The organism is Candidatus Mancarchaeum acidiphilum (genome assembly GCF_002214165.1).
In the GTDB taxonomy this organism is placed as follows: domain Archaea; phylum Micrarchaeota; class Micrarchaeia; order Micrarchaeales; family Micrarchaeaceae; genus Mancarchaeum; species Mancarchaeum acidiphilum.
In genome coordinates, this window is record NZ_CP019964.1 from 304830 (window position 1) to 329893 (window position 25064).

A 25064-nucleotide genomic window follows, 5' to 3' on the forward strand; every position below is an offset into this window, starting at 1 on the left:
TTTTAATATGCCTTCAGTAACAAGCGACAAATACATTCAGTTTGATGGGATTAAATTCTATCTGCCCCAGGTTTCAACTAAGTCATCACCCAAGATATCAGGATATGCTTTATCCCAAATGATCTACGATTTTGACAGGAAGTATGAAACTTCAGGTTACCTTCTTGGGAAGTACGATGCAAGCGCTGGAGCTCCACAATTTTACCGATACCTCCCTATGAAAGGGCTCAAAAGGCTGAGAGACAGTGTCGAAGTAAAAAATGGCAATAAAGAATTGAGGCAGTTAAAAAGATTAAAGAAGAAAGGCTATACATCCATAATAAGAGTGCATGTCCATCCCGATCAGGATTATACGAAGTTTGCTGATAATGAACCTGGATATACTGATTCAAGTGCATTTGTAGGATTTGACAGTTACGCCAAAGCCATTGGATTCCAAGAAGTGTACAGCGGAATACAATTTGGAGGAAGCAGGCTAAAGTCATCAAAGGGACTTAACCTGTACCATTTGACAGGTATAGGATTGGAGAAAACTTCATATGAAGTTGTCAATTTTGATCAAAGCAAAATATACAAAGACAAAAAACTTAGGAAGTTTGCACGCAGCACTCAAGGGGTAAAGCATGCATTTAGCGAGTTCAGATATGTGACTACAACAGATGTTAACAAGTACCATTTTGAACCAGGCTACTATAAAAATGTCCTTTCATTGAAAGTCCTAAAGAAAGAAGTCAATGAAATGCTATTAAATAAGGGAATAAAAAACATAAAACTGAAAGGTAAAAGGTCTGATCTTTACCTTAAGGAAGTAGTGAAGCCATACATGAAATTAAGGAGGGGCTATAATCCCGATTTACTATATATAATAGGCGAGCAGTTAAAGAGCTCTATGGCCAATTACAAATCAGGTAACCTATCAATAAATATATAAAATAACCTAATAACCCAATTTTAAATTGTCTTTATACGGATTATTAATATTCATTTTCTAAGTTTAGCTGTTTTTTTAGAAAACTTGTTAGGAGTATTTTTTTCAAGCTCTTTTTCAAGTTCAGGGTCTTTTTCTAATGCCTCAAGTGAAGACCTAAAAAATTTGTTGAATTTCAATGCATATTCCTTGTCTTTCATAAACTTTATTCCAGTCTCCTCTTCAATTTTCTTCTCTTTTTTTACCTCCTTGAAGAAATTTTTCATTCCACCATCATTAACAATACTGCATAAATAATATTTATTAGTATTGTGGTTATAAACTTCAATTATATAGGAAATAGAAAAATACGCTTAAGCTTTAAATAAAAAAGAAATAAAAGTTACTTTAAGTAATCTGATAGTATTGGAACCTTTATATCCACGCCTTTGTAAGCTTCATAACCTATATACATTCCGTATAACCATATTAACAAAACTACAATTCCGGACAAAGGAAGGAATACAAAATCCAATATAAAGCTTAATACTATAGACACTATGCCAAGCACTATAGCTTGTATTGCATGAAATCTTGCTCTTTTATCTTTCTGTCCTACTGTGAAATATACTATTACACCAGTCAGCCATTCAAGCAGATAAGTTATCAAAAAGGTTAAATTGTCAGTACTATCTCCAGAAACACTCTTTTTAGATTTTGCAGACATGTTATCAATTATATTCCAATGTAAAGATTTTTAAATACGACCTATATAGGTCAATAAATAGGTAATACGATTTATAAAAATTCAGATAACAAAGTCGAAGCATAATTCCATTAAGTTGATTTCAAACGCTTTGAATATGCAAGCTATAAAAATGCTCCCGCCGGGATTTGGACCCGGGTTCTAGGCTCGAAGGGCCTATGTCCTTGACCGGGCTAGACGATAGGAGCACAAAATTTAAAATTCCTTGTTTATTCAGTTATTTCAAATTAGTATTTATAAGTTCAATTATAGTCTGCTGTACCTCATCTATGGATTTGCTTCCATCTATTATAAAGCAGTTACTATATTTTCCAGCCAAAAATTTATAAGCCTTCCTAACTTCTGTCAAAAATTTAATGTTTTCGAAAGCCTCCTTCGAATCTCTTGCACTTATCCTGCTTAAGCTTACATCTGGTTCAAGATCTATTATTATAGTCATATCGGGCACAGGAAACTGAGAATTCACTCCAATAAGCCATTGCGCATCTAATCCCGAAGCTATCCCATAGGACAAGGAAGAAAAGATGTACCTGTCGGAAACCAGTATCTCATTAGAGTCAATGCTGTCTTTTATAAGGCTATTTAAATGCTCTTCTCTATCCGCTGCAAACAGAAGCTGCATCTTTAAGTTGTCCAAATTCTTACCTGAAAGCAATTCTCTTATGAGCTTTCCAATCTTTCCATCTGTAGGCTCTTTTGTTGTCCTGACTGATTTTCCACCAACAACTTTTCCTTTCAAGATATTAACTTGGGTTGTCTTGCCCGCTCCATCTACACCTTCTATAACAATAAACACAAAACCCCCTATATTAGCCAGTCGCTTTTTAGCTTTACTATCATTTTATCCAGATCTTCATGGAAAAATGTGGGACTCTGTGTATTTGATATAACTATATCAGCCATTTTCATAGCCGCTTCAACACCAAATCCCTTTTCCTTTTCATCCCTCTCCTTCAATCCTTTTAATGTATGGGGATCATCGTACCTTCCCCTCTCTGCCAATCTCTTATACCTTATATCATCAGGTGCTGTTATGGCAATAAGGTAAAATCTTTTGCCATCAAGGACCTTTTTGAAGTATGCAACCTCCTCAGGTCCTCTTATGCCATCTATGCATATATTGCCATGCAGCTTGAGCAAAAAGTCAGCAGTCAATTTTGCTGTCGCATCCCTTCCCATCTCATCCCTAAGCTGCCCAGAAAAAGCCCTTAAGCTTTCGTTAGTTATCTTTATTCCTTTTTCATTCATAGTCCTCCTTACAACTTCCCCCATGTTTACTATAGAAAAATTGTGGTGTTCCTTTAGATATAGTGAGGCATCGCTTTTGCCGCTTCCTGGCATCCCAGTAAATCCTATTATCATACAATCATCAGACTTGTAAATTAACATTTAAAAATTTTTAGCCAAACAATAATTTAATCGAAGAATTGCTAATAAACTATATAAGCTTTTTCAGCAATAACTAATTGGTTATCCAGTTGCTAAGGGGAACTACGCTAACCTGGTAGACTGCTAGCTTTGGGAGCTAGTAATAGGAGTCCAAATCTCCTGTTCCCCACTTGATTTTATAGGGAAGTTCAAAGAAATCTATATCAATCCTTAAATAATTTATTATCTTTATTCATATCGATAAAATGCCCAAAAATATCGGATTCTCAATAAAGGATATGGATCTTTCGGTTGACCCATTTGAAGATTTCTATAAGTACTCGGCAGGATCATGGATAAAAAGCCATCCGTTGCCAAAGGACAAAATACGCATCGACTCATTCTACGAACTTCACGACAGAAACCAACTTATACTGAAGGAGATAACTGAATCATGTGCGTATGGAAAGGCAAGGTACAAGAACGCAAAGATAATACGCGATTTCTATCTTTCGTATATTGATGATAAAACAGTGGAGGGATTAAAATTCAAACCAATAAGCAGCATCATGGACAAGATAGCATCCATGAGCAGCAAATCACAGCTGCCCGAAATCGTGGCATCTATAATACCGTTTGGGGCAATGCCTTTCTTCGATATTAATTCTTCTCCGGATGACCGGAACAGCAGCGTCTACGCATTGTACCTGTGGCAGGGAGGAATCACCCTGCCTGAAAGGGATTATTACTTAAGCAAAAATTTCTCAGCAATACTTGAGAAATACAAGGAACATATAGAAGAAATGTTCAGGATCTATGGAAAAGCATACAAATCTCCGGAACTATCCGCCAAGGCCGTACTGAAATTGGAAACTTCCCTTGCAAAAGCCAGCAGGAGTTCCGCGGACACGAGAGATGCGATTAAAAATTACAACAAAGCATCAGTAAAAGAGGTTTCATCAAAATATGCAAATTTCAATATAATAAAGATGTTCAAATCCCTCGGGGTAAATAAAATTCCATACTTTGTATTAGGGCAGCCCGAGTTCTTTACCGCATTTGACAAAATGGTAAAGGAAAGCAGCTTAGATGACATAAAAGCATACCTTCAATGGAATGTACTACATGCATCTGCTCCATTGCTTCATAAAAAGGTAAAAGATGAAAGTTTTAGGTTCTTCAATAAAGAGCTGCTGGGCCAGAAAAAAAGGAGCCCTAAATGGAAAAGGGCACTCTCTCTTATAGAATCCTTAATTGGTGAGGCTCTGGGGGAAGTATATGTTAAGGATAATTTTACAGACCGGAGCAGGAAGGAGGCGGAGAGGCTATTCAAGGACATCAAACAATCATTCAGGGCAAGGATACAGAAAGTGGATTGGATGAGTAACCAAACAAAAAGCAAGGCGATTGACAAGCTCGATTCAATAAATGCTAAGATAGGATACCCAATAAAGTTCAGGGATTATTCAAAATTAAAGACTTCCCCAAAAGACCTGTTTGGGAATAAAATGAATGCATACATGCTCGAGTTTAACCGTGATATGAGTAGGATAGGAAAAGAGGTTGACAAGAACGAATGGCTGATGAATGCATACGAGGTAAATGCATATTACGACCAATCAAAGAATGAGATAGTCCTTCCAGCAGGGATATTCCAGCCTCCTTTCTTTGATTACAAGAAAGATTTTGCGATAAACTACGGAGCTATAGGAGGAGTGATAGGGCACGAGCTGACACATGGATTTGATGACCAAGGAAGCAAGTACGACAAGTTTGGCAATATCAACGAGTGGTGGACCAAAGCGGACAGGAAGAATTTCGGCGAGCGTGCAGGCAAGATAGTGGAATTATACGATTCACTTGAGATAATGCCAAATGTAAAGCTGGATGGAAGGCTCACATTGGGAGAGAATATTGCGGACTTGGGTGGCATAAGCATAGCATATGACGCATTGAAGAGCAGGATGAAAGAAGCAATGCCCTACAAGGCAGGAGGATTTAACAGAGAGCAATTATTCTTCATATCGTGGTCGCAGCTTTGGAAGGGAAATACAAGCGAAGGCGCACTGAAGATGCTTTCTAAGGTCGATCCTCATTCACCAGACAAATTCAGGGGAACGGTGCCTCCAGTAACGCATCCAGAATTCCCTGGAACATTCAAGCAGAAGTCAAAGCTAAAGAAGCCAAAATATAAATTCAAATACGTAAACTTGTGGTAACCAATCGAATTCTGCCTAAATGTTATTGGTAATGCAAAACATAGAAGAGACTATAAAGTATGAAAGTATAAAATTTAATGATATGCAGATAAACTTAATCAGCAAAATGATAAAACAGCCTTAAATCCCAAGCCCCCGTGTTGATTTTGAACCTTAACCTAAAAGATAACAAACACCTTTTCCTTGTATTATTAATTGTCCTGTATGTATTTTCATTGGTGGCGCTGTTCAGCATATACAATTTGCGGGGAGTGTCATGGGATTTTGTAGCACATTACTTGAATGCGAAATCTATGATAAGCAGCAATTTCCTAAACTACATCAAACCTCTAGGGCAAAGCACAATAGTAATAAACAGCCACATATACTTCGAGACCGACCGTGCACCTCTTGACTCTGTTATAATGGGCTTGATAATGCTTTCAGGCGCAAAGGAAATAATACCAATTTACATAACTATTCTTGCAACACTATTGTTCATCTCTATCTATTTATTTTCAAAATACTTCAAGGTTAATCCTCTTATATCCGCTTCGGTTATAATAACACCTTATATATTGAAGTTCTCTTTTCTACTGAACAGCTCAGGCGCACTTTCAATAGCAATGCTCCTAATCTCATTGGCATTAATAAAAAAAGGAAGCATCTACGCAGGTGCATTTATGGCATTGGCAGGTCTTGCAAAGTACATTTCAATAATCTTCTTCCCCTTATTGCTTTTGTTGGGCAGCAACAGGAAAAGAGCCGAATCCATTGCCTTGCTGTTTATCGTGTCCCTTCCATGGCTTCTATTCAACCTAATTGCATTAGGAAACCCGTTTTACAGCTATCTGGCGTCATTCAGCGTTTATTCAAATAGCACTCCGGGAGGCCTGCCGATTTTAGGCGCTATTGGAGAGGTCCTAGGAAATCTTGTATTTCCAATAATAGTGCTATTGATTCTGGCGGGTTATCTATTTTACCGTAGATCAAGGATGTCCCGCAAAGACAACGATAAGAATATTATGCATTATCTTCGTTCGAATATTGCAGACCTAAAGTCAATTATAATGAATAAGGGAGGCACGGCTCAGATATTGGCATCACTCTTTTTATTGTCTGTTATCCAGTACCTGATTGTAGTGCCAAGGATGATGGAGTTTGATCAAATCAGGCTGAGCTATTTTGTTTATATCGCAATCGCATTGATGATTATTACGGCTTTAAATGGATACCTAAGGAAGTTGCCTAAAAATAAAAATATAAGATTAATACCAACACTGGTAATAATGATAATATTCTCGGTAAGCCTGCTTAATGTGGCTTACCTATCTTATTCTGTGAGGCAACCAAGTTCCAACTGGATGATCAGCGCCACCAATAATAGCACGTTGAAAGATACTGTTGCAGAACTACAGTTATACAATCTATCCAACTGCAATGTGGTTTCAAACTCATGGATTTACTTAAGGTATTATGGTATTAAGGCGTATTCCCCATTCTATTACAACAATACAATCCTAAAGTATCCTGTAGTATTGATAGAATACCAGGGAGTTAATGAGACTTACGTAAAGGACAAAGGAGCATCCCTTTTGTTCAAGGAGGATATGGTAGATATATATCTTCCAAGCGGCTTCGAGTGCGTAACAACCTAATTATAACGCTACCAGAGTCTTGGGCAAATAACAATGCATAGCATATTGCAAATAACAAACAATTGAAGCCGATTCTATAAAATGTGAATGCCTGTGTTATCATATAACAACATTTAAATACTTATTAGTTTAATAATAAACTACTGAAGCTTATTATTTATAATTAGGTGATGAATTTTACCAAGCAAGTCAAAAGTGTAATAGAGGTCAAAAATCTAGTCAAGATGTACAGCTACGGAAATTCCGAGTTCGCAGCTTTGGATTCTATAAGCTTTGATGTAAAACTAGGTGAATTCGTATCAATAATAGGGCCTTCTGGATCTGGAAAGACTACTCTTCTAAATATGCTAAGTGCCATGGACAGGCCAACAAGCGGGGATGTAATAATAAACGGCAACAATATAAACGAGTTGTCAAATTCAGAATTAGCAACTTTGAGGAACCGCGAGATAGGTTTTATATTCCAGTCATTCAATCTGATAAATACGATGACTGCACTGGAGAATGTAGAGCTTCCTTTAATGCTGCAAGATGTTGATAGAAAAGAGAGAGATGTAAGGGCAATGGAGCTCCTGAAGATGCTTGGAATCGACAACCGCGCCCATAACCTCCCATTGATGATGTCTGGAGGGCAGCAGCAAAGGGTTGCAATAGCAAGGGCAATAATTACCAAGCCAAAGATAATATTGGGAGATGAGCCAACAGGCAACCTCAATACGGAGGACACGGAAGTGGTTATGGGGATTCTTGAAGACATACATAAGAATTTCGGAAATACCCTGGTCATAGTTACGCACAATCCTGAAGTTGCCAATAGGGCGGAAAGGATAATACGGATAAAGGATGGAAAGATAGAAGGCATAGACAGCAAACTTAAGCTTAAAGAGATATAAGAGGGATAAAAATGTCAAAATTTATAGTATACTTGTCGGTTATGATTTTTGCCACTGCGTTATTGGGAGTTGCATCCGCACAGGGTTCTGATTCATTTACGCTGATAAACGCGTATTTTGGCTCCAATGGGACAGTAATAAATCCGGTTCCAGGGCAGAACAGTGTCCCTTTGACTCTGGTAATTGAGAGTAACCAAGACAAGCTGCTTTCCAATACCTCACTTGAACTATACAATTTCAATTCCGGTTTTAAGCCCATAAATGGCCAAGGCAGCATAACAGAGGAGTTGCCGGATGTAAAGCCAGACCAGACATTTTCAATTACCTATTACATAGATATACCATCTTATGCAAGGGAAGGCACATACTACCTCGATCTTGAGATAGAGCCTAACAACACGGTTTCTGAGGAATACACAATGCTGGTGCCTTTCATATACGGCGGAGTTCCAAGCATAAAGTACACATCAGATGCCCCACATTTGATTCCAGGAGAAATAAACAATTTAACAATAAATATAAATGACACAGGCTCAGGCAGCGTTACTTCACTACAGCCATATTTTTCATCAGAGCAGCCAATTAATGGACAAAATTCAAGCATCCCTTCAATCAAAGTTTTAAGTTCTCCTGCCAAGATTGGTTATCTTGGGGTAAACCAGACAGTTCAGGAAAATCTCAGCGTCTATGTCCCAGAGAGTGCAGCCGGATCGATTGCAAATATCGAAATAACCTCAAAATACCTAAACTATTACGGGCAGCAGGGAATGCAGAATTATACACTGAGCATACCGGTCGAAGCCCCGTCAAACTTGGTAATAAATGAAACCGACAGTTCGGCATACTTAGGAAAATCAACAGCCCTTGCATTTAAAATAGAAAACATAGGAGGTTCAGCAGTTAAATCGGTCGTTGCCACTTTGTCTACAGAAGTATCAGGAATATCAATAACGGGCAACAGCACTTCATATTTCACAAGCATTCCTGCAGGGTCTAATGTGACCTACTCACCAACAATAGCGGTTGGTCCATCTGTAAGCGAAGGAGGTTATGCAGGAACTTTGGACATATCATATGAGAATCAGCTGGGGCAGCAGGAGCAGATAAGCTATCCGATTGGGTTCACCGCAGTAGGATTGACAAGCTTGGTTACTGAAACACCTTCTGTATCAGCCATATCGGAAGTTGGCAATGTGCCAATAGCAACGGTATCAGGAAGCTTGGTTGATGAAGGATCGGGAAATGCTTACTATGTCACGGTATATGCATACTTAAAGAGCAATGGCAAGGTTATAGGAAGCAATTCCTCATATGTAGGAGAGATACAGCTGAATTCCCCAATGCCATTCAGTGTTACTGTAATACCTAACACGACAAATTCCAATAGCTTTGCAGCAGGGTTTGCAGGAAAAGGAGGATTCGCAAATAAAACCGGGGCTTTTGCAAACAGAACAACAGCGAACAAGTCAGCAGCAAACAGCACTGACGCAGCAGAGCCCAATTACCAAAATCTTACAATTGAGGTTTATGAAAAGTACCAGAATTCATTCAGCCAGAATATGGTATCCACCCCGGAGACATTTGCAGTCCCTAAGCCTGTCGCATACAACGCATCCGCATTTGCAAAGTACAAAGTAAAGACCAATAATTACACAGGATACTATGTGATAGCTGCAGTAATAATAGTAATAATATTGGCATTTGCCTACAGAAGCAAGAAATCAAAATCCAAGAAGCACAGGACAGGATCAGTAATATGAAATAGGTGGTTAGATGAAGCAGCAGGATATACTGGGTATAGTAATAAACTATATGAGGCAGAAAAAGGTCAGGACTACCCTTACCGTATTCGGCATAATGCTGGGTCCCGCTGCAATAGTAGCCCTTTTAGGCCTTGTCGGAGGATTTGGGGCTTATATAACATCCGAATTGGGTAGCACAGGGGTTACGACAATCTATGCCACGCCCCTGCCCAATTTTACCTTAAACAATAATGTGGTACACACGATAAGCGGAATGGAGGGCGTCAAGGTTGCGCTTCCATACTATACGGCCAGCGGAACATTGACGCAAGGTACTCAAAATACTTCCGTAAGCATATATGCGGTCAACATATCCGCTGTTCCGGAAATAATACCCAACCTAAAGCTTCAGAACGGGTCCATACCTTCCAATGGATTTTATACGGCAGCTGTTGTTGGCTATGACATTGCCCACCCAAACATAACAGGAGCAAGGAATATTTCATTAAACCAGGTTATAACAGTAAACGGCAATTCCGGATTCGCAGGGTTTGGAGGAGCGTCTGCAAGTCCAAAGAGCTATTCATTCCTTGTGCATGGTATATATGCTCATTTTGGGCAGGCATTGTTCTTAAGCCCTGACAGCTCAATATTCATACCTTTGTCCGGAGGAATTCTCCTTACGAATGACACCGGAAAATACAGCGGCATACTAATATCTGCAACTAATGCATCTTCCGTAAGCTTGGTAAGCTCTGAATTGACTGCGGAATACGGCAATAATATCAAAGTAATAACCGTCTCAAGCATACTTTCTGAAATAGAATCGATAGAAAGCAGCATTTCGCTTATACTTCTCGCTGTTGCATCAATATCACTGCTTGTCGCGTTCGTAAGCATAGTCACGACGATGTATTCATCTGTTACCGAGAGGACTACAGAAATAGGGATAATGAAGGCGCTTGGATTTACAAGCAACAAGATAATGCTTGTATTCCTTTACGAGTCCTTGATAATTGGCCTTATAGGAGGAGTTTTTGGAGTTGCATTAGGCACTGCAGGAAGCTATGGAGCAAGCGCTGTGATGAGCCATCTATCCGTGGGCAGCTCCTCTGCAGGTCCACCAGCAGCTTCATCATCATTTGGGGGAAGTTCATCATTCGGTTCAAGCAAAGGTGCAGGATTTTCGGGCCGCAGTGGATTTTCCGGAGGGAGTGGATTTTCAGGTTCTGGATCAAGCACAATATCAAGCTCAAGCATCAATATAACGCCTGTTATATCGTTGCAGCTTATACTTGAGGTAATACTTCTTACTATAACAATAGGAGTGCTTGCCGGGATATTCCCCGCATGGAAGGCGTCAAGGCTCGTCCCCGCAGAAGCACTTAGGTCAAACTGATTAAGAAGAAGCAATAAAATAGGAGTAGCTGTCTAACTTTTTAATCTTTCAATCTCCTCCTTTATAGTGATCTCAATCGGCTGCTCCCCTTCCTTGTAATGGTACCTCCTCCTAGGCAAATATTTATAAAATCCATCCTTGTAATTCCTAGGTATCAAATGCACATGCGCATGAGGGATGCTCTGGCTGACTATTGTGTTGTTCAATATCACTATGCCCTCCGACTTAGTGGCTTTAATTACCGCTCTTGATATGAATTTAACATCAGAAAAAAGCTTTGCGATTATAGGATCCGGTATATCAAGCAGTGTCTTGTAATGTTCTTTTGGTATGACTAATGTATGCCCGGGGAATACAGGATTTTTATCAAGAAATGCGATTACATCATCGTCTTCATACACCATATCCGCCGTCAATTCCTTTGACACTATTTTGCAGAACACGCAGCCATCCTTTTCCCAGTTGCTTATCAATTTACCACTCCAATATCTAAAATCAGCGTATACCAAATTTTTCTTTCCAACTGCTATGAAGGTTCTTTACGGATATGTCAAACAGCTCTTCATTGCCGAACGCTATAAATCCCTTTTTATCCTCATATATTATCTCTTTTATTTTGGACTGTGTATAAATTTTTTCGGCACATCTGGTGCAGTATGGTTTGAGTTCCTCAAATTTGAACACCTTTCCATCCTTTGACCTTACAACTACCATCGACGCACCCTCAGAATCCTCTACACTTAGCTTTTTGTCAAATAGCATGTTGTTTATAGCAGATTCCTCTGCATGCACGGAATAACAGAGCTCAAGCCCTATCCCATTATGGAGATCCTGCTTTCTCCTAGGGCATTTGTCACAGGTGTAACCTTTGATCTCAGGGACATAATTGTACCCTTCGCCAAGCACCTTCCCATCTTTGAATATGACTGCGCCATAATTCGATTCAAAGCAATCGCTGTTTTTAAGAAGTTCCTCTGCCCTATCTCTGTAAGCTTTGATAGCTGCTGCTTCCTCCTCGCTTAAATGTCTCATGGAATCAAAATTCTATAAATTTAAATATTTATAAACCTTTTTAAATTCTAGCCCTTAAATCCAAAAAGCTTCAATCTAAATTTGAAAGGTCTACCTCATATACCTCCCCCGCAGGAGATTTCTCCTTGAAAATCTGTGTCTGGAATTTATATAATTTAGCGGAACCATCCTTCCATTCATTTCCTTTAAGCCCTGCCTTCATGCATACCTCCTCAAGGAAAGTCTTGCTGTCAAACTTCTCTTCAACCGCAACTATAGGAAGGAGCAGGCCGCTGTATCCTTGGTATTCGATCAAAAGGCCGTCTTCGCCTATATTGACATTTTCCATTAGGTAATCAGGATTCCCTTCAATCCTCTCCATAGGTGATAGCACACTGACTTCCAATACAACATTGCCCAATTCGCCTTTCCCTAAAGAGCCGAATCTATAATCTTCAAATGCAGCTGACAGTGCAGCATCTATTACACTATCCCTAAGTTTTCCAACAGCCCTTGGAAAACCTACGCACCCCCTTAAATTGGAGTTTTTGTAATTGTACAGGGTTACAAATATTCCATATCTTTTATCAAATCCACTGCCTTTTAGTTTTGATTCTATTTCATTTCTATCGAAATCTGATCTGTTTAGATACTCGGTGATCGATTCCCTAGCTGCCCATACCAGTTTGACCCCATCATCAAAATTAAGGTAATTCATTTTATCAACTTTATTGCCATAATGGGCGTAATAAGACCAATCAAATTATGGGTTTTCAAGATATATATACCTATCAGAAAATCAAAAACTCGTGGAATTTACCCGGGCAATCAAAATAGCATCAAATTTAACAAAGTGAGCGGGAAATCCCACACGCTTTAGCGGTGGGATGAAAGCGAACTGCTGAATAAAGTAAAGGTGTATAAATATGAATGGTTATACAAACAACATGGATTCCACAAGAGCCTATAAATTCAGGATCTATCCAGATACTAAAAGGCAGAATGAGATAGATGAAAGGCTAATCCTTGCACAGCAGTTCTACAACAAGATTCTGGAGAAGTCCATTGAATCCTATAAGAATGGAAAGGCAAAAGCCTCAATGGCACAGTTCAACAGGTTCGTCAAAGAAATAATCCAAGATGACAAGAAATACCTGAAACTATACTCGCAGACGAGATGCGAGATTGAATATAGGCTTCTCAAGGCATACCAGAACTTCTTCAGGAGAATCAAGGAAGAAAACAGAAAGGCAGGATTCCCGAGATTCAAGTCAAGGAACAGGTACAAGTCAATAACATATCCTCAGTACAATGGCTCTTTCTCAATAAAGAGGGGCAGGCTGAGAGTCTCAAGGATAGGAACAATGAGGATAGAATTGCATAGGAAGATTGAAGGCACAATCAAGACGCTTGCAATAAAGAGGGAGGGAAGAAATTATTATGCTGTTCTTACCACAATAAACGAAATCAAAACCCCACAAGTGGAGGACACAAATCCAATCGGAATAGACATGGGATTGAATTCATTCGTTGCAATGTCAGATGGAACAAAAATAGAAAAGCCGAAATTCATGCAACAGGAAAGAAAGAGGATTGCGCATTGGCAGAGAATAGTCGCACGGAGAAACAAAGGTTCAAAGAGAAGGGAGAAGGCAAAAACACATCTCCAAAAAACATACGAATACTCCACAAACCAGTCGGACGACTACTTGCACAAACTTTCAGACAGGCTTGTCGATTCAGGATATACTTCATTCGCAGTAGAGGATTTGCACATTCAAAACATGGTAAAGAATCATAGATTGGCAGGTTCGATACAAAACGCTTCATGGAACAGGTTCATCCAAATGCTTTCATACAAGGCTGAAAGTGCTGGTATGAAAGTAATAAAAGTAGATTCAAGGGACACGACGCAGGAATGCAGTAACTGCCACCATATAAAGGAAGGCAGTGAAAGGTTGACTTTAGGAGACAGGTCATACCGCTGCAACGTCTGCGGACTGGAAATTGACAGAGATATAAATGCATCAATAAACATATTGAACAGAGCAACTACCCTCGGACAGAGGGAAAGTCACGCTCAGGGAGAGAGTGTAAGGCCTCAAAGGGAGGCAGTTCTCGCTGAACTGAGAACCGATAAAACACATCCTTTGCGGGATGCAGTGATTGCATGAATGCAGAGGAAGCCCACACTGCTTGCGGGTGGGAGGATGTCACATCCCAGATATAACTTAAATATATTTACTCATAATTATAATCGACCAGTTCGTGATTTCATGGCATCAAGCGAGGAGGAAGCCGTTGTTGCAGAAGACTTCAATTTAGAGGAGTTTATAAAAAATGCCACTTGGAAAGAGCTTTTGATACATCTGGTAGAGACGAACAAGCTGGATCCATGGAATATCAACATATCAGAGATAGTGGAAAAGTATACAGATACGATAAAGAAAATAAAAATGCTGAATCTTATAATACCTGCAAACATGGTGCTTGCGGCATCGGTACTGCTCAGGATAAAAAGCGACACAATATCGATAGCGGATACAAGCGTCGAAGAAGTTAGCAATCCAGAAGAAGACGAATCCGGAAGCATATATGTGGAAAGACCCAATCTGGAGCCATTGGTGTTCAAGATAAGGCCTGCTCCATCAAGGAAGATAACGCTGGAAGAATTGATGCAGGCGTTGGATCAGTCGATAAAGAAAGAGATAAAAAGGGAGGAGACTTTAAAGGAATCAAATATTGTTCTTGAATTTAAGGTGGACAGAAGCGACATAGACAAGAAGATTGATTCTGCCTATCAACTGATAAAAGGGAATGCAGATAGCTATGGAGTTGCAATGTTCAGCAACCTCTCAAGGAACTTTGAGGACAAGAGCACGATACTTCTTGACCTTTTCGTGCCAATGCTGTTCCTGGCAAAGTACCGCAGGGTCTCGATATCGCAGGAGGAGTTTTTTGGCGATATAATGATAAAGCTCAAGGAAAGCAAAACGGATGGTGATTAAAATTAGCTCATTGGATTCGGACACAAGGAAGTTGATTGAAGCTGCACTTTTCATATCAGCGGAGCCCTTATCCCTAGACGACTTGTCAAAGATAGTCAATATCAGTTCAATAGGTTATGTCAAAAACATGCTACAGGATCTTATAGACGACTATGCAAAGAGAGACACCGCAATGAAAATAGAAGAGCTTGACAAAAAGTACCTTCTTACATTGAAATCGCCTTATATGGAGAAGGTTTCATCATTGGCGGCAAAGCCTGATCTTTCAAAAGGAGCTTTGAGGATATTGGCTTACATCAGCAAGAACGAGCCCATACTGCAGAGCAAGATAGTCAACATATTCGGGCCGTCATCCTATAGTTATATAAAGGAGATTCTAGAAAAGTCTTTTATAGAATCCTCAAAATCGGGAAGGACAAAGAAATTGAAGACAACCGAAAAATTTAAAGAGTATTTTGAGCTTAATCAATAGAAAGGGGCTCGTAGTCCAGTGGTAAGACGTTACCTTCACAAGGTAAAGATCCGGAGTCCGATCCTCCGCGGGCCCATTTTCAGTTTTCGAGGAAGCCTGTTCTGATTTTAATATTTTGAATTACTTATAAGCAACAGCAGGAATATGGACAGATAAAGATAAGAGTATATAAAATGAATGACCAAGCCAAATGAGTAAACTACTCCAGCTTTACAGGCATTAGTTTAACAGTAATTTCATCATTACAAAAAACTACATAAGGTATATTGAAAATACTTAGTTGCAAGATTTTAGGTATTCTTCCGTTCTGAAGTAACTTTAGGCCATGCTACTCTAATGATGGGGATACTTGAATAGTTAGAAGAAGTTTTCCATTATATACTTGAGATTCTGTTCAAATATTCTATCGTTTCCTGCACGAGAATACTGATCCGCTCTTTTATCCAAATGTGCCTTTGTTATGTGGGCGTATTTTATGCAGTCCTTTATATCTTCCATATCAGAATCATTTAATCTTGAAATCTTTGAGCATATAATATCTATAGGGCCTAATATCCTAACATTGATTTTTTTAAAGTTGGTTTTGTATTCTATTGTTGATTTTACATAGTCTTCCGGTAAAATTTCGCTAAATATCATATTAGAAGACCAAGAATCAATTTTTACTCCCGGTTTAATTCTATCATAAACCCGATTAAATTCATTAAAATCATCTTCCAGAGGTATGTTAAAATCTATATCTTTTGTAGAAGCCTTAATACCCAACAAGGTCATTGCAGTGCCGCCAACAGCTATAAGTAAAATCTCTCTACCCAACTCTTGATCAAAGAGATCAAGGAAACCTAAAAGTCATTTTTTTGAAACTCCTGCCATCTAATCATACAACTCTATATATCTTTTAATCAGCTTGCTATCATAAATATATGGCTTATCTGGAATGAGGCCAATATAATATTCGATTTCGTTATTATATGGTTCATTAATCAAATTAACTAAAGACAGCAAAATTCCCTTCAATTTACCCAAACTGTCGTACCTTTTATAAATATAATACAGGTAAGCCAAATTTATTTTGCCGATATCTTTATACAAGAGTAAAATAGCCCCATAATTTATTCTAGTCTCTTTATTGATGCTCATTGAGAATATTATTGGTTCAATAGCTATTTTTTTATTAGGTTTGATATCCTCATTTAGTTGATAACCAAACCTATTATAGTTATATGCCAATTCATCCCTTGTTAAATCTTGTAGAAACTTATTAAATTTTTTATATTTAGTATCTATTTTATAAAGCTTTATTAACTCCCAAAAACCATTGCTATTATATAGGATATTCTTATCCAATAGCAAATCCTTTATTAAGTCCAATTCATCAGATTTCATTGTCTTTATGAATTCATCTATTGTAAATATAATTGGGTCTATTTTAATATTGTAATCAGATTCCACTTTGAGCAATGATTTTATAAGGTTGCTATTTTCATCGTGATTCCTGGTAAGAATCAATAATTCCAGTCTATTAATTTTCTGGTATTTCTCTAGGCCTAAAGAACAAATAGAGAGTATATCGAATTCTTGAGTCAAACTAAGTATACTGTCAAGCAGCTCTTTAGAGGTACTTATTTTTTGATTTTTGTAATTTTCCACCTCCGATATATAGTAGTTAGAAAGTGGATTTTCTATATTAAGTTTTATTAACCTACTATTTCCTTGCCGTTCTATATTTATGATACCTTTTCTTTCAAGCTTTTTTGCAGTACTGTATATATTTGAATAATATGCAGGCCCATATTTTCTATTTATATCTTTTGACATTTCCAATATGCTGCCGCCATTACCAAAATTATCCGATAAATAACTCATTATTTTGATCTCTTCCTTGTTCATTTTAGTCACATATACTATTTACTATACTATTATAGTAATTCTAATATTTAGAGGTTTTCATTAATTAATATAATTGATGTTAGCAAATTTTCAGAAGCCCAAACGGTGGGAATATTTACAATGAAAAAGAAATCATTTTACTTGTCCTTGTAGGTTACCATGAAGCGTGCAAAAGCCACTGCTGCGATAACTACTGCCAATGCTATCATGCTGCCGACCACCAATCCAGAGTCAAGGATTATTATTATCGTTTCTCTAAGCAAAAAGGATAAAGTTGCATCTATGATGTAAATCGTGCTCCTTCCATTTCCATCGAAGAAATCCACCATGCTAAGGTACAGCTCTATGAATACGACCAGCAGCAATGCATTTTCAAGGGTCACATCAACCACTTGGAACATGCTTACCCCAATTGACTGTACTATCTGCTCAGCTGCATTTATCAGCACGGCAACCAGACCTATGAGAAGGAGTACTTCAACTATAAGCGATATGATATTCACTACCATATGCTTTGGCACTATATGACTCTTTGCAACCGCTTTTTTTGCCATGCTGATCTTCCTAACCCTTATTTTTATTTACCCTTTTTATCCTGCTCAACCTTGTCAAGAAATAGGTTTATTGCATGGTCAACCTTTGCGATGCACTCAAATTCACGTGGCTTGTTGACAAGCTTTACCGATTTGAACTTCTTTATTATATCTTTGGCCTTAAGGTTAAGCTCCGCCATTTCAGGAGATTTGACTTTGTAAATGCCATTGATCTGGCTGACCACCAGCTTGCTGTCCGAATAAAGTGTAATCTCTGTATCATTAGGCTTTGTGTTATCAACGCACCACTGGAGCGCATTGATTATCGCATTGTATTCTGCGTAATTGTTTGTCTTTATGCCGTTGTATATCTCCTTTTTGGCTATAACCTTTCCTGATTCATCGTAAATCTGGAATCCTGAGGCACTGTCTCCAGGGTTCCCTCTTGAAGCCCCATCAGTGCAGATTGAAATCATCAAAATACCTCCATTAATTTTATCAAAGCAAATTTATAAACCATACATGCAATTTGCAAGCAGGTTATGCTCCACGATACCTATTTATACCTTCCTTTTTCAAATATCACTATACAAAACAAATTTTTGTACTACTGATTGGAAATATATTGGTGAAATAAATGGTAGCTAGCGCATTAGTTGAAATTGCAGCTTCAATTGCATTTGCTGGAGGTTTAATAGGAACTGGAATGGCTCAGCAAGGGATAGGTGCATCAGGAATGGGGATCATTGCGGAGAAGCCTGAAAAGTTTGGTCAGGTGCTTTTCTTCTTTGTCATACCAGAAACTCTATGGATAATTGGATTCGTACTGGGATTAATACTGCTGTTGCAGATACTTTGAGCAGAGGTATCTGTTATGCATGGTGGTGCTTAAATGGCAATGGAAGATATTATAAGCAAGATAAAGGAGAATGCTGACGCTGAGATAGAAAAGGCAAATTCGGATGCTGATTCTAAGATACAGCAGATAAACGACGATAAATCCAAAGCTATAAGCGACTACCAGTCGCAGATAGATGCGAAATTAAAAATTGAGCTCCAGCAGATAAAATCCCAATCAGATTCAAAGGCAAACACAGATTCCAGATCTATTTATAACAAGGCGCTTGAAGAAAAGCTTGACGAAGGATTTAAAATAATAAAGGATAATTTTGATGAGTTCTGCAAGACTGATACATACAAGGAAGTGCTTGGGGCCATAGTAAAGGATGCGCTCAAAGAACTTGGGGCAGGAGCAACAATAACAGTCAATCCAAGGGACAAGGATCTTTTAAAGGTACCAAAAACCTGTAAGGTTAAGACTGATGAATCGGTATCTGGCGGAATAAGGGCGGTATCAAAGGATGGATCAATGGGAATGGACGAAACTCTTGATGACATATTGGATTCTGCAAAAGACAGCGTAGCTATTGAATTTTTAAAACTTATAAAATGATCTTATGGATACAACATATCTAGGCAAGTATGGTCAACTCAGCTGCCTAAATACAGAATTTCTCAAGAACTCCGACTTGGAAAGCCTGATAAACCTTGAAACAGAAAAGGAATTCTTAAGCTACCTTGAAAATAGGTTTTATAAGGTAGAAGTGCAGAAATTCTCAAACAGCTATACTATGCCGGACCTTTATACGATGATAATAAACTACCATATGGTTAGCCATATAAAGGATGCGCTGCAATCGCTTCCATATGGAGGGAAGGCTTTCGTGAGCGCATACCTAAACAAGTTTGATACTGAAAATATAAAGGTAATATTATCCTCAAAATCATTGAACTACAAAGTGGACCAATTTGAGCCTTTTCTTATGATAAACGATATGCCTGTAGGGTACATAACCGGTTCGATTCCCGAAGAGGAGTACAAAGCTTTAATGGAGCAGCCGGATGTTGAAGGAATTGTCAACAGCCTTGCGGAATACGGCTACGGTGTTGCCCTTATGGAGCGCCTTGAAGATTTCAGGAGCCAGGGCAACCTGATCGGTATGTTCAATACACTGGACAGCTATTATTATACAAGGCTTTTTGAGCAGTTCAATATGTACGTAGGGTCACAGCCTTCGATAGGCAATTACCTGAGGAGCTTGGTAGACATCCACAATGTCTCATTGCTTGCAAAACGCATAGTATCTAGCAACAAGGACAAAGATATAGACGATTTGGATGACTTTATTGTTGACTCCGGAAGCATAACGAAGCAGGAGCTTCTGAACTCCAAATTTGACACCATCGAAAGCCTTGCGGGCCTAAATATCCCAGGGGCATCAAAGGCAGTGGAAGCATACAACAGGAGCGGCTTGCTTGGGAGCATTGAAACGGAGATGAAATATGCGCTTTACAACGAGTACCTGCCGAAGCTGAAGATGTCAAGCATGGGCCTGAATACGGTAATGTACTATATAATAAGGTCTGAGATAGAGAGGGACAACCTTAGGGTAATAATGCTTGGAAAATACTATGACATGGGAAACGAGTTCATAAGGTCAAATGTGATAAAACTTTCAAATGAGGCTTAAATAATGCAATTAGAAAAGATAGCGGTTCTGGGAGAGAGGAAGATTGCACTGGGGTTCGAATTAGTTGGAATCAAGGATGTTTTTATAAGCGAGGACCCAAAAGGAATGCATGACAAGCTGTTTGAGATAATAAATGGAAAAGCTTACAATCTTATACTTGCATCCGATTCAGTTGAGAAATACTTGGGCGAGGATGAGCTCAGGTCAATAGAGACCATGATGAAGCCTGTTGTCATATTCATACCGGTTTCATCGGATGTAGAGAACAAGGAGTCGGTCGAGAAGTTGGCGAAGAGAATATTGGGGATAGATTTGTCGAATCTGAAGAACAGCCCAGCAGGGGCAAAAGAGTGATAATATGGACGGTTATATATATAGAATATCAGGACCTGTAGTAACAGCGAGAGGGCTGGAAGGGGCCAAGATGAACGATGTAGTTAAAGTTGGAAAGAGCAACCTGGTAGGGGAGATAATAAAACTGAATGGCGATGATGCAATAGTCCAGGTTTATGAGGATACCTCGGGGATAAGGCCAGGGGAGCCTGTAGAGGATACAGGGAGACAGCTTTCGGTAACCCTTGCTCCCGGCCTAATGGGAGGAATATACGATGGAATACAGAGGCCTTTGGACAAGATAATGGCAGCAAGCGGAGACTTCATAAGCAGGGGAGTGGAAATACCATCAATAGACTACGAGAAGAAATGGCATTTCACACCAACGGCAAAAGAGGGCGATGCCGTAGACTCGCTTTCGATAATAGGCACGGTCGAAGAAACCAGCATGATAACAAACAAGATAATGATTCCTTACGGCATCTCCGGAAAGATAAAGGAGATAAAGGAAGGCGATTTCACAGTGCAGGAAACGGTTGCGATTATAGAAACAGAGGAAGGTGAAAAGGAGATATCAATGATGCAGGAATGGCCTGTAAGGTATCCAAGGCCTGTCAAGGACAAGCTTCCTCCAGACGTTCCATTGATAACAGGGCAGAGGGTAATAGATTCGCTTTTCCCTGTCGCGAAAGGAGGCACTGCAGCGGTTCCAGGGCCTTTTGGATCAGGAAAGACCGTAATACAGCAGCAGCTTTCGAAATGGAGCGACAGCAAGATAGTCGTTTACGTAGGATGCGGGGAAAGAGGAAACGAGATGACAGAGATATTGACAACGTTCCCCGAATTGAAGGACCCTAAGACGGGAAAGCCGCTCATGGACAGGACTATACTTATAGCCAATACCTCCAATATGCCTGTAGCGGCAAGGGAGGCCAGCATATACACGGGAATAACTATAGCGGAATACTACAGGGATATGGGTTACGATGTTGCATTGATGGCTGACAGCACGAGCAGATGGGCTGAAGCATTGAGGGAAATATCAGGAAGGCTTGAGGAGATGCCTGGAGAAGAAGGATATCCAGCTTACCTGGGAAGGAAGATAGCAGAATTCTATGAGCGTGCAGGAAGGGTGCACTCCCTAAACGGAAACCTAGGATCGGTAACAGCGATAGGCGCAGTATCGCCTCCAGGAGGAGACCTTTCGGATCCTGTAGTGCAGAATACATTAAGGGTTACAAGAGTGTTCTGGGCGCTTGATGCATCCCTTGCGAACGCAAGGCACTTCCCTTCAATAAACTGGCTGAACAGCTATTCCCTATACATAGATGACCTGAAGGGATGGTTCAGCTCAAATGCAAGCGAGTTATGGAGCGGGCTTTATTCAGAATCTATGAACATATTGCAGAAGGAAGCGGACATTAACGAAATTGTGCAGCTGGTAGGGTATGACGCATTGCCCGAGTCCGACAAAGCCGTGCTTGACATTGCAAGGATGATAAGGGAGGACTACCTACAGCAGAATGCTTTCGATGATGTTGATACTTACACATCAATGCACAAGCAGTTCTTGATGCTCAAATCAATAATTGACATAGGAGAAAAGGAGAAGGCTGCGGTGGCAAGAGGCGTGATGACATCCCAGATGAGCAGGATTGACGCAAAGGCAAAGATTGCAAGGATGAAGTTTACTCCAGAGGACCAGATAGATGCATATTACAAAGATCTCCAGTCCTCAATAGCAGATATAGACAAGATTGTGAAAGTTAGCGGTGATTGATTGGAAAATGTTTATTACAAGACAGTGAAGCAGGTAACCAACGTACTGCTTTTCGTGGAAGGCATAAAGGATGCGGCTTACAATGAAATAGTAGAGATAACGCTAGAGAATGGAAGCGTGGTCAGAGGCCAGGTCCTTGACACCAAGGACGGAATTGCGGTTATACAATCATTCGGCGACACAACCGGGATGAACCTAGGAAATACAAAGGTAAAGTTTACCGGAAGGACTGCAAAGCTGAAGGTAAGCACCGACATGATAGGAAGGATATTCAATGGAATGGGCAGGGTAAGGGACGGGGGCCCGGAGATATACAGCGATGAAGAAGCCGATATAAACGGCAGCGCAATCAACCCATATGCAAGAGATGAGCCTTCAGAGTTCATACAAACCGGAATCTCAACGATAGACGGGATGAACACGCTGGTAAGAGGGCAGAAGCTCCCTATATTCTCAGGATCCGGATTGCCGCACAACAGGCTGGCAGCCCAGATTGCGCGTCAGGCAAAGCTGCTTGGCAGCGATGAAGGTTTCAGCGTGGTGTTCGGAGGGATAGGGCTTAACAGCGAAGAGGCAAACTTCTTCATGAATGAATTCAGGAATACAGGCGCTTTGGACAAGTCAATCGTGTTCCTCAACCTTGCATCAGAGCCTTCTATGGAAAGGTTGATGCTGCCAAGGATGGCTCTGACAGCGGCGGAATACCTTGCCTACAAGCACGACATGCATGTGCTTGTCATACTTACAGACATGACAAATTACTGCGAAGCCTTGAGAGAAGTCTCGGCAGCAAGAGAAGAGGTGCCTGGAAGGAGGGGTTACCCGGGTTACATGTACACAGACCTGTCAACTATATACGAGCGTGCAGGCAAGATAAGGGACAAGAAGGGGTCCATAACACAGATACCCATACTGACGATGCCAGGAGACGATATAACAAACCCAATACCAGACCTTACGGGATATATAACTGAAGGGCAGATAGTGCTCAGCAGGGATCTTTACAGGAAAGGGCTTTATCCTGCCGTGGACGTGCTTCTTTCCTTGTCAAGGCTAAGGAACCAGGGGATAGGAAAAGGCAAGACGAGAGAGGACCACAGCAACGTTGCGGACCAGATGTTCGCGGCATACGCGCATGGAAAGGACATAAGGAACCTTACCGAGATAGTCGGAGAGGAAGCGCTGAGCGATGCGGACAAGGAATACCTGCATTTTGCAGACCTGTTCGAGTCAAAGTTCGTGAAGCAGGAGTACTATGATGACAGGTCAATAGACCAAACCCTAGGCATTGGATGGGACATACTTTCAAATATTGACAAATCAGAGATGAAGCGCATAAAGGATGCTTACATAGAGAAGTACGGCAAGTGGAAGAAATGAGCAACATCAACATAAAGATAACAAGGATAGAGCTTATAAAGACAAAGAGCTCAATAAAGGTAGCCAGGAAAGGGCTCAACCTCCTGAAGATGAAGCGCTCCAGCCTTGTGATGGCATTTCTGGACCTGGCAAGGCAGATAGAGGCGATGAAGGAGGACATGCGTAATTCAATAGACAGGGCAATGAACTCGAACAGGATGGCCGACATATCATTGGGAAGCATTGTCTTTGACAGGATTGCATATGAACAGGCCAATAGGACAGCAGTGGTGTCATCAAGGAACATAATGGGTGTAAAGATACCAAATATAGAGTTGGGAAGCACCAAGATGACCACATCGGAAGAGTACCTTCCGCTTTACGCGGTTGATGTGATACATGCCTACAACAATCTGCTCAATATGCTTATAGAGGTAGCGGCGAAGGAGAGCGCGCTGAAGGAGATATTGTACGAGATAGAGAAGCTCAACAGGCGCTCAAACGCGATAGAGCATGTTTCCATACCTGCTCTCGTCTACAAGGCAAAGTACATACAGGCGAGGCTGGAGGACATGGAGAGGGACCAGACGGTCTCGTTAAAGTTTATAAAAGGCAAGCTAGATGAATACAAGGAACCTGCTTAAGTATGGAGGCAAGACGCTGGAGAAGTACGACTACGTATCGAAATACGCAAAGTACGATAAATACGGAGGAAGGGTATTGGACTACCGTGATGACTACGCCAAGGAGCAGGTGAGGAGGTTTGCGAGGATAATCAGGATATCCGAAATATTGAAGATAGCTGTATTAGCAGCTTTAGTGGTAATAATAATTGCATTTGGTGTTTTACATGTCTGAAAAAGATTCAAGTTCAAGCGCAAAAGGGGTCCAGCAGGATGCCGCCGACCTTAAAGTGTTAAGCGACATAAAGAAGGCAGGCGACGATGCCGATGCCTCAATAGCAAAGGCGAAGGCGGATGCCGCGAAGAGAGTTGAGGATGCACAGAAGAGTGCGGAGGAGGAGATCGCAAAATCCAAAGAGTCTGCCATGGAGAGCTACAGCAGCGCGATTGCCAAGGCAAAGGATGAATCAAAGGAATCCTATGATGTAGCGATAAGGGAAGCACAGGAGAAAGCGGCGAAGATAAGCAGCATCGACAAGGACAAGGCGATGGGCGTATTCGAGAAGATAATGAAAGAATTATTTGGTGTATAA

At 40.2% G+C, this 25064-nt stretch carries 29 protein-coding genes and 2 tRNA genes; 19 read left to right on the plus strand and 12 right to left on the minus strand.

Features of this window, described 5'->3' with window-relative positions:
• Window positions 1-7 precede the first annotated feature (7 nt).
• Window positions 8-931 (plus strand): hypothetical protein, encoded by a 924-nt coding sequence (locus Mia14_RS01640; RefSeq protein WP_088819822.1) that lies wholly within the window; start codon window positions 8-10, stop codon window positions 929-931.
• A 50-nt stretch (window positions 932-981) separates the two neighbouring features.
• Here Mia14_RS01640 and Mia14_RS01645 read toward each other — a convergent pair whose 3' ends face one another.
• From Mia14_RS01645 to Mia14_RS01665, 5 genes are all read right to left on the minus strand, one after another.
• On the minus strand, window positions 982-1194 hold the full coding sequence (locus Mia14_RS01645) for a hypothetical protein (protein WP_088819823.1): 213 nt from the start codon (window positions 1192-1194) through the stop codon (window positions 982-984).
• 116 nt (window positions 1195-1310) lie between these two features.
• Window positions 1311-1634: a DUF4870 domain-containing protein gene (locus Mia14_RS01650; protein ID WP_088819824.1), complete on the minus strand. Its 324-nt coding sequence runs from the start codon at window positions 1632-1634 to the stop codon at window positions 1311-1313.
• Between the two features lie 152 nt (window positions 1635-1786).
• Window positions 1787-1861 (minus strand) — tRNA-Glu (locus tag Mia14_RS01655).
• 29 nt (window positions 1862-1890) lie between these two features.
• Window positions 1891-2469 carry a dTMP kinase gene (tmk, locus tag Mia14_RS01660; protein WP_157891426.1) on the minus strand — a complete coding sequence of 193 codons (579 nt, stop codon included), beginning with the start codon at window positions 2467-2469 and terminating at the stop codon, window positions 1891-1893.
• Window positions 2470-2477: 8 nt separating this feature from the next.
• The gene (locus tag Mia14_RS01665; RefSeq protein ID WP_157891427.1) at window positions 2478-3035 is read right to left on the minus strand and encodes an AAA family ATPase; all 558 of its coding nucleotides are present in this window, start codon (window positions 3033-3035) and stop codon (window positions 2478-2480) included.
• A gap of 272 nt (window positions 3036-3307) precedes the next feature.
• Here Mia14_RS01665 and Mia14_RS01670 point away from each other — a divergent pair, with 272 nt between their 5' ends.
• From Mia14_RS01670 to Mia14_RS01690, 5 genes are all read left to right on the plus strand, one after another.
• Complete coding sequence (locus tag Mia14_RS01670; protein WP_088819827.1) at window positions 3308-5260, plus strand: M13 family metallopeptidase; 1953 nt, start codon at window positions 3308-3310, stop codon at window positions 5258-5260.
• Between the two features lie 146 nt (window positions 5261-5406).
• A complete protein-coding gene (locus Mia14_RS01675; protein ID WP_088819828.1) occupies window positions 5407-6897 on the plus strand; it encodes a hypothetical protein in 1491 nt (496 codons plus the stop codon).
• 170 nt (window positions 6898-7067) lie between these two features.
• On the plus strand, window positions 7068-7790 hold the full coding sequence (locus Mia14_RS01680; RefSeq protein ID WP_088819829.1) for an ABC transporter ATP-binding protein: 723 nt from the start codon (window positions 7068-7070) through the stop codon (window positions 7788-7790).
• An 11-nt stretch (window positions 7791-7801) separates the two neighbouring features.
• Entirely contained in the window at window positions 7802-9550 is a 1749-nt protein-coding gene (locus Mia14_RS01685) for a COG1361 S-layer family protein (RefSeq protein WP_088819830.1), read from the plus strand.
• 13 nt (window positions 9551-9563) lie between these two features.
• Complete coding sequence (locus Mia14_RS01690; protein ID WP_088819831.1) at window positions 9564-10931, plus strand: ABC transporter permease; 1368 nt, start codon at window positions 9564-9566, stop codon at window positions 10929-10931.
• Window positions 10932-10963: 32 nt separating this feature from the next.
• Here Mia14_RS01690 and Mia14_RS01695 read toward each other — a convergent pair whose 3' ends face one another.
• The 3 genes from Mia14_RS01695 to Mia14_RS01705 form a co-directional block, all read right to left on the minus strand.
• Window positions 10964-11404 carry an HIT family protein gene (locus Mia14_RS01695; protein ID WP_088819832.1) on the minus strand — a complete coding sequence of 147 codons (441 nt, stop codon included), beginning with the start codon at window positions 11402-11404 and terminating at the stop codon, window positions 10964-10966.
• 22 nt (window positions 11405-11426) lie between these two features.
• Window positions 11427-11963 carry a cytidine/deoxycytidylate deaminase family protein gene (locus Mia14_RS01700; RefSeq protein WP_088819833.1) on the minus strand — a complete coding sequence of 179 codons (537 nt, stop codon included), beginning with the start codon at window positions 11961-11963 and terminating at the stop codon, window positions 11427-11429.
• A 70-nt stretch (window positions 11964-12033) separates the two neighbouring features.
• A complete protein-coding gene (locus Mia14_RS01705; protein ID WP_088819834.1) occupies window positions 12034-12660 on the minus strand; it encodes a TIGR00296 family protein in 627 nt (208 codons plus the stop codon).
• 208 nt (window positions 12661-12868) lie between these two features.
• Here Mia14_RS01705 and Mia14_RS01710 point away from each other — a divergent pair, with 208 nt between their 5' ends.
• The 4 genes from Mia14_RS01710 (at window position 12869) to Mia14_RS01725 (ending at window position 15498) form a co-directional block, all read left to right on the plus strand.
• A complete protein-coding gene (locus tag Mia14_RS01710; protein WP_088819835.1) occupies window positions 12869-14116 on the plus strand; it encodes an RNA-guided endonuclease InsQ/TnpB family protein in 1248 nt (415 codons plus the stop codon).
• Window positions 14117-14218: 102 nt separating this feature from the next.
• Window positions 14219-14950, plus strand: a complete 732-nt coding sequence (locus Mia14_RS01715) for a segregation/condensation protein A (RefSeq protein WP_088819836.1) — start codon at window positions 14219-14221, stop codon at window positions 14948-14950.
• Window positions 14940-15422, plus strand: a complete 483-nt coding sequence (gene scpB / locus Mia14_RS01720; RefSeq protein ID WP_088819837.1) for an SMC-Scp complex subunit ScpB — start codon at window positions 14940-14942, stop codon at window positions 15420-15422. The genes Mia14_RS01715 and scpB overlap by 11 nt, the downstream gene beginning before the upstream one ends.
• 4 nt (window positions 15423-15426) lie before the next feature.
• A tRNA-Val gene (locus Mia14_RS01725) sits at window positions 15427-15498 on the plus strand.
• A gap of 281 nt (window positions 15499-15779) precedes the next feature.
• Here the strand turns inward: Mia14_RS01725 and Mia14_RS01730 are convergent.
• The 4 genes from Mia14_RS01730 to Mia14_RS01745 all read right to left on the minus strand — a co-directional run bounded on the left by Mia14_RS01730 (window position 15780) and on the right by Mia14_RS01745 (window position 18321).
• The gene (locus Mia14_RS01730) at window positions 15780-16238 is read right to left on the minus strand and encodes a DUF6036 family nucleotidyltransferase (protein ID WP_088819838.1); all 459 of its coding nucleotides are present in this window, start codon (window positions 16236-16238) and stop codon (window positions 15780-15782) included.
• A gap of 57 nt (window positions 16239-16295) precedes the next feature.
• On the minus strand, window positions 16296-17312 hold the full coding sequence (locus tag Mia14_RS01735) for a hypothetical protein (RefSeq protein ID WP_088819839.1): 1017 nt from the start codon (window positions 17310-17312) through the stop codon (window positions 16296-16298).
• A 137-nt stretch (window positions 17313-17449) separates the two neighbouring features.
• Entirely contained in the window at window positions 17450-17866 is a 417-nt protein-coding gene (locus Mia14_RS01740) for a phosphate-starvation-inducible PsiE family protein (RefSeq protein WP_088819840.1), read from the minus strand.
• 23 nt (window positions 17867-17889) lie between these two features.
• On the minus strand, window positions 17890-18321 hold the full coding sequence (locus Mia14_RS01745; RefSeq protein ID WP_088819841.1) for a ribonuclease HI family protein: 432 nt from the start codon (window positions 18319-18321) through the stop codon (window positions 17890-17892).
• Window positions 18322-18482: 161 nt separating this feature from the next.
• Here Mia14_RS01745 and Mia14_RS01750 point away from each other — a divergent pair, with 161 nt between their 5' ends.
• From Mia14_RS01750 to Mia14_RS01790, 9 genes are read left to right on the plus strand one after another with little or no spacing between them, the layout of a single operon-like run.
• Complete coding sequence (locus tag Mia14_RS01750; RefSeq protein ID WP_088819842.1) at window positions 18483-18704, plus strand: ATPase; 222 nt, start codon at window positions 18483-18485, stop codon at window positions 18702-18704.
• 33 nt (window positions 18705-18737) lie between these two features.
• On the plus strand, window positions 18738-19298 hold the full coding sequence (locus tag Mia14_RS01755; protein WP_088819843.1) for a V-type ATP synthase subunit E: 561 nt from the start codon (window positions 18738-18740) through the stop codon (window positions 19296-19298).
• Between the two features lie 4 nt (window positions 19299-19302).
• Window positions 19303-20376, plus strand: coding sequence for a V-type ATPase subunit (locus Mia14_RS01760; protein ID WP_088819844.1), 1074 nt, complete (start codon window positions 19303-19305; stop codon window positions 20374-20376).
• A 3-nt stretch (window positions 20377-20379) separates the two neighbouring features.
• Window positions 20380-20730, plus strand: coding sequence for a V-type ATP synthase subunit F (locus Mia14_RS01765; RefSeq protein WP_088819845.1), 351 nt, complete (start codon window positions 20380-20382; stop codon window positions 20728-20730).
• Between the two features lie 4 nt (window positions 20731-20734).
• Window positions 20735-22489, plus strand: coding sequence for a V-type ATP synthase subunit A (locus tag Mia14_RS01770; RefSeq protein WP_088819846.1), 1755 nt, complete (start codon window positions 20735-20737; stop codon window positions 22487-22489).
• On the plus strand, window positions 22490-23869 hold the full coding sequence (locus tag Mia14_RS01775) for a V-type ATP synthase subunit B (protein ID WP_088819847.1): 1380 nt from the start codon (window positions 22490-22492) through the stop codon (window positions 23867-23869).
• Window positions 23866-24492, plus strand: a complete 627-nt coding sequence (locus Mia14_RS01780) for a V-type ATP synthase subunit D (RefSeq protein WP_088819848.1) — start codon at window positions 23866-23868, stop codon at window positions 24490-24492. Before Mia14_RS01775 ends, Mia14_RS01780 begins: the two co-directional genes overlap by 4 nt.
• Entirely contained in the window at window positions 24470-24706 is a 237-nt protein-coding gene (locus Mia14_RS01785; protein ID WP_088819849.1) for a hypothetical protein, read from the plus strand. The genes Mia14_RS01780 and Mia14_RS01785 overlap by 23 nt, the downstream gene beginning before the upstream one ends.
• Window positions 24699-25064, plus strand: coding sequence for a hypothetical protein (locus Mia14_RS01790; RefSeq protein ID WP_088819850.1), 366 nt, complete (start codon window positions 24699-24701; stop codon window positions 25062-25064). Before Mia14_RS01785 ends, Mia14_RS01790 begins: the two co-directional genes overlap by 8 nt.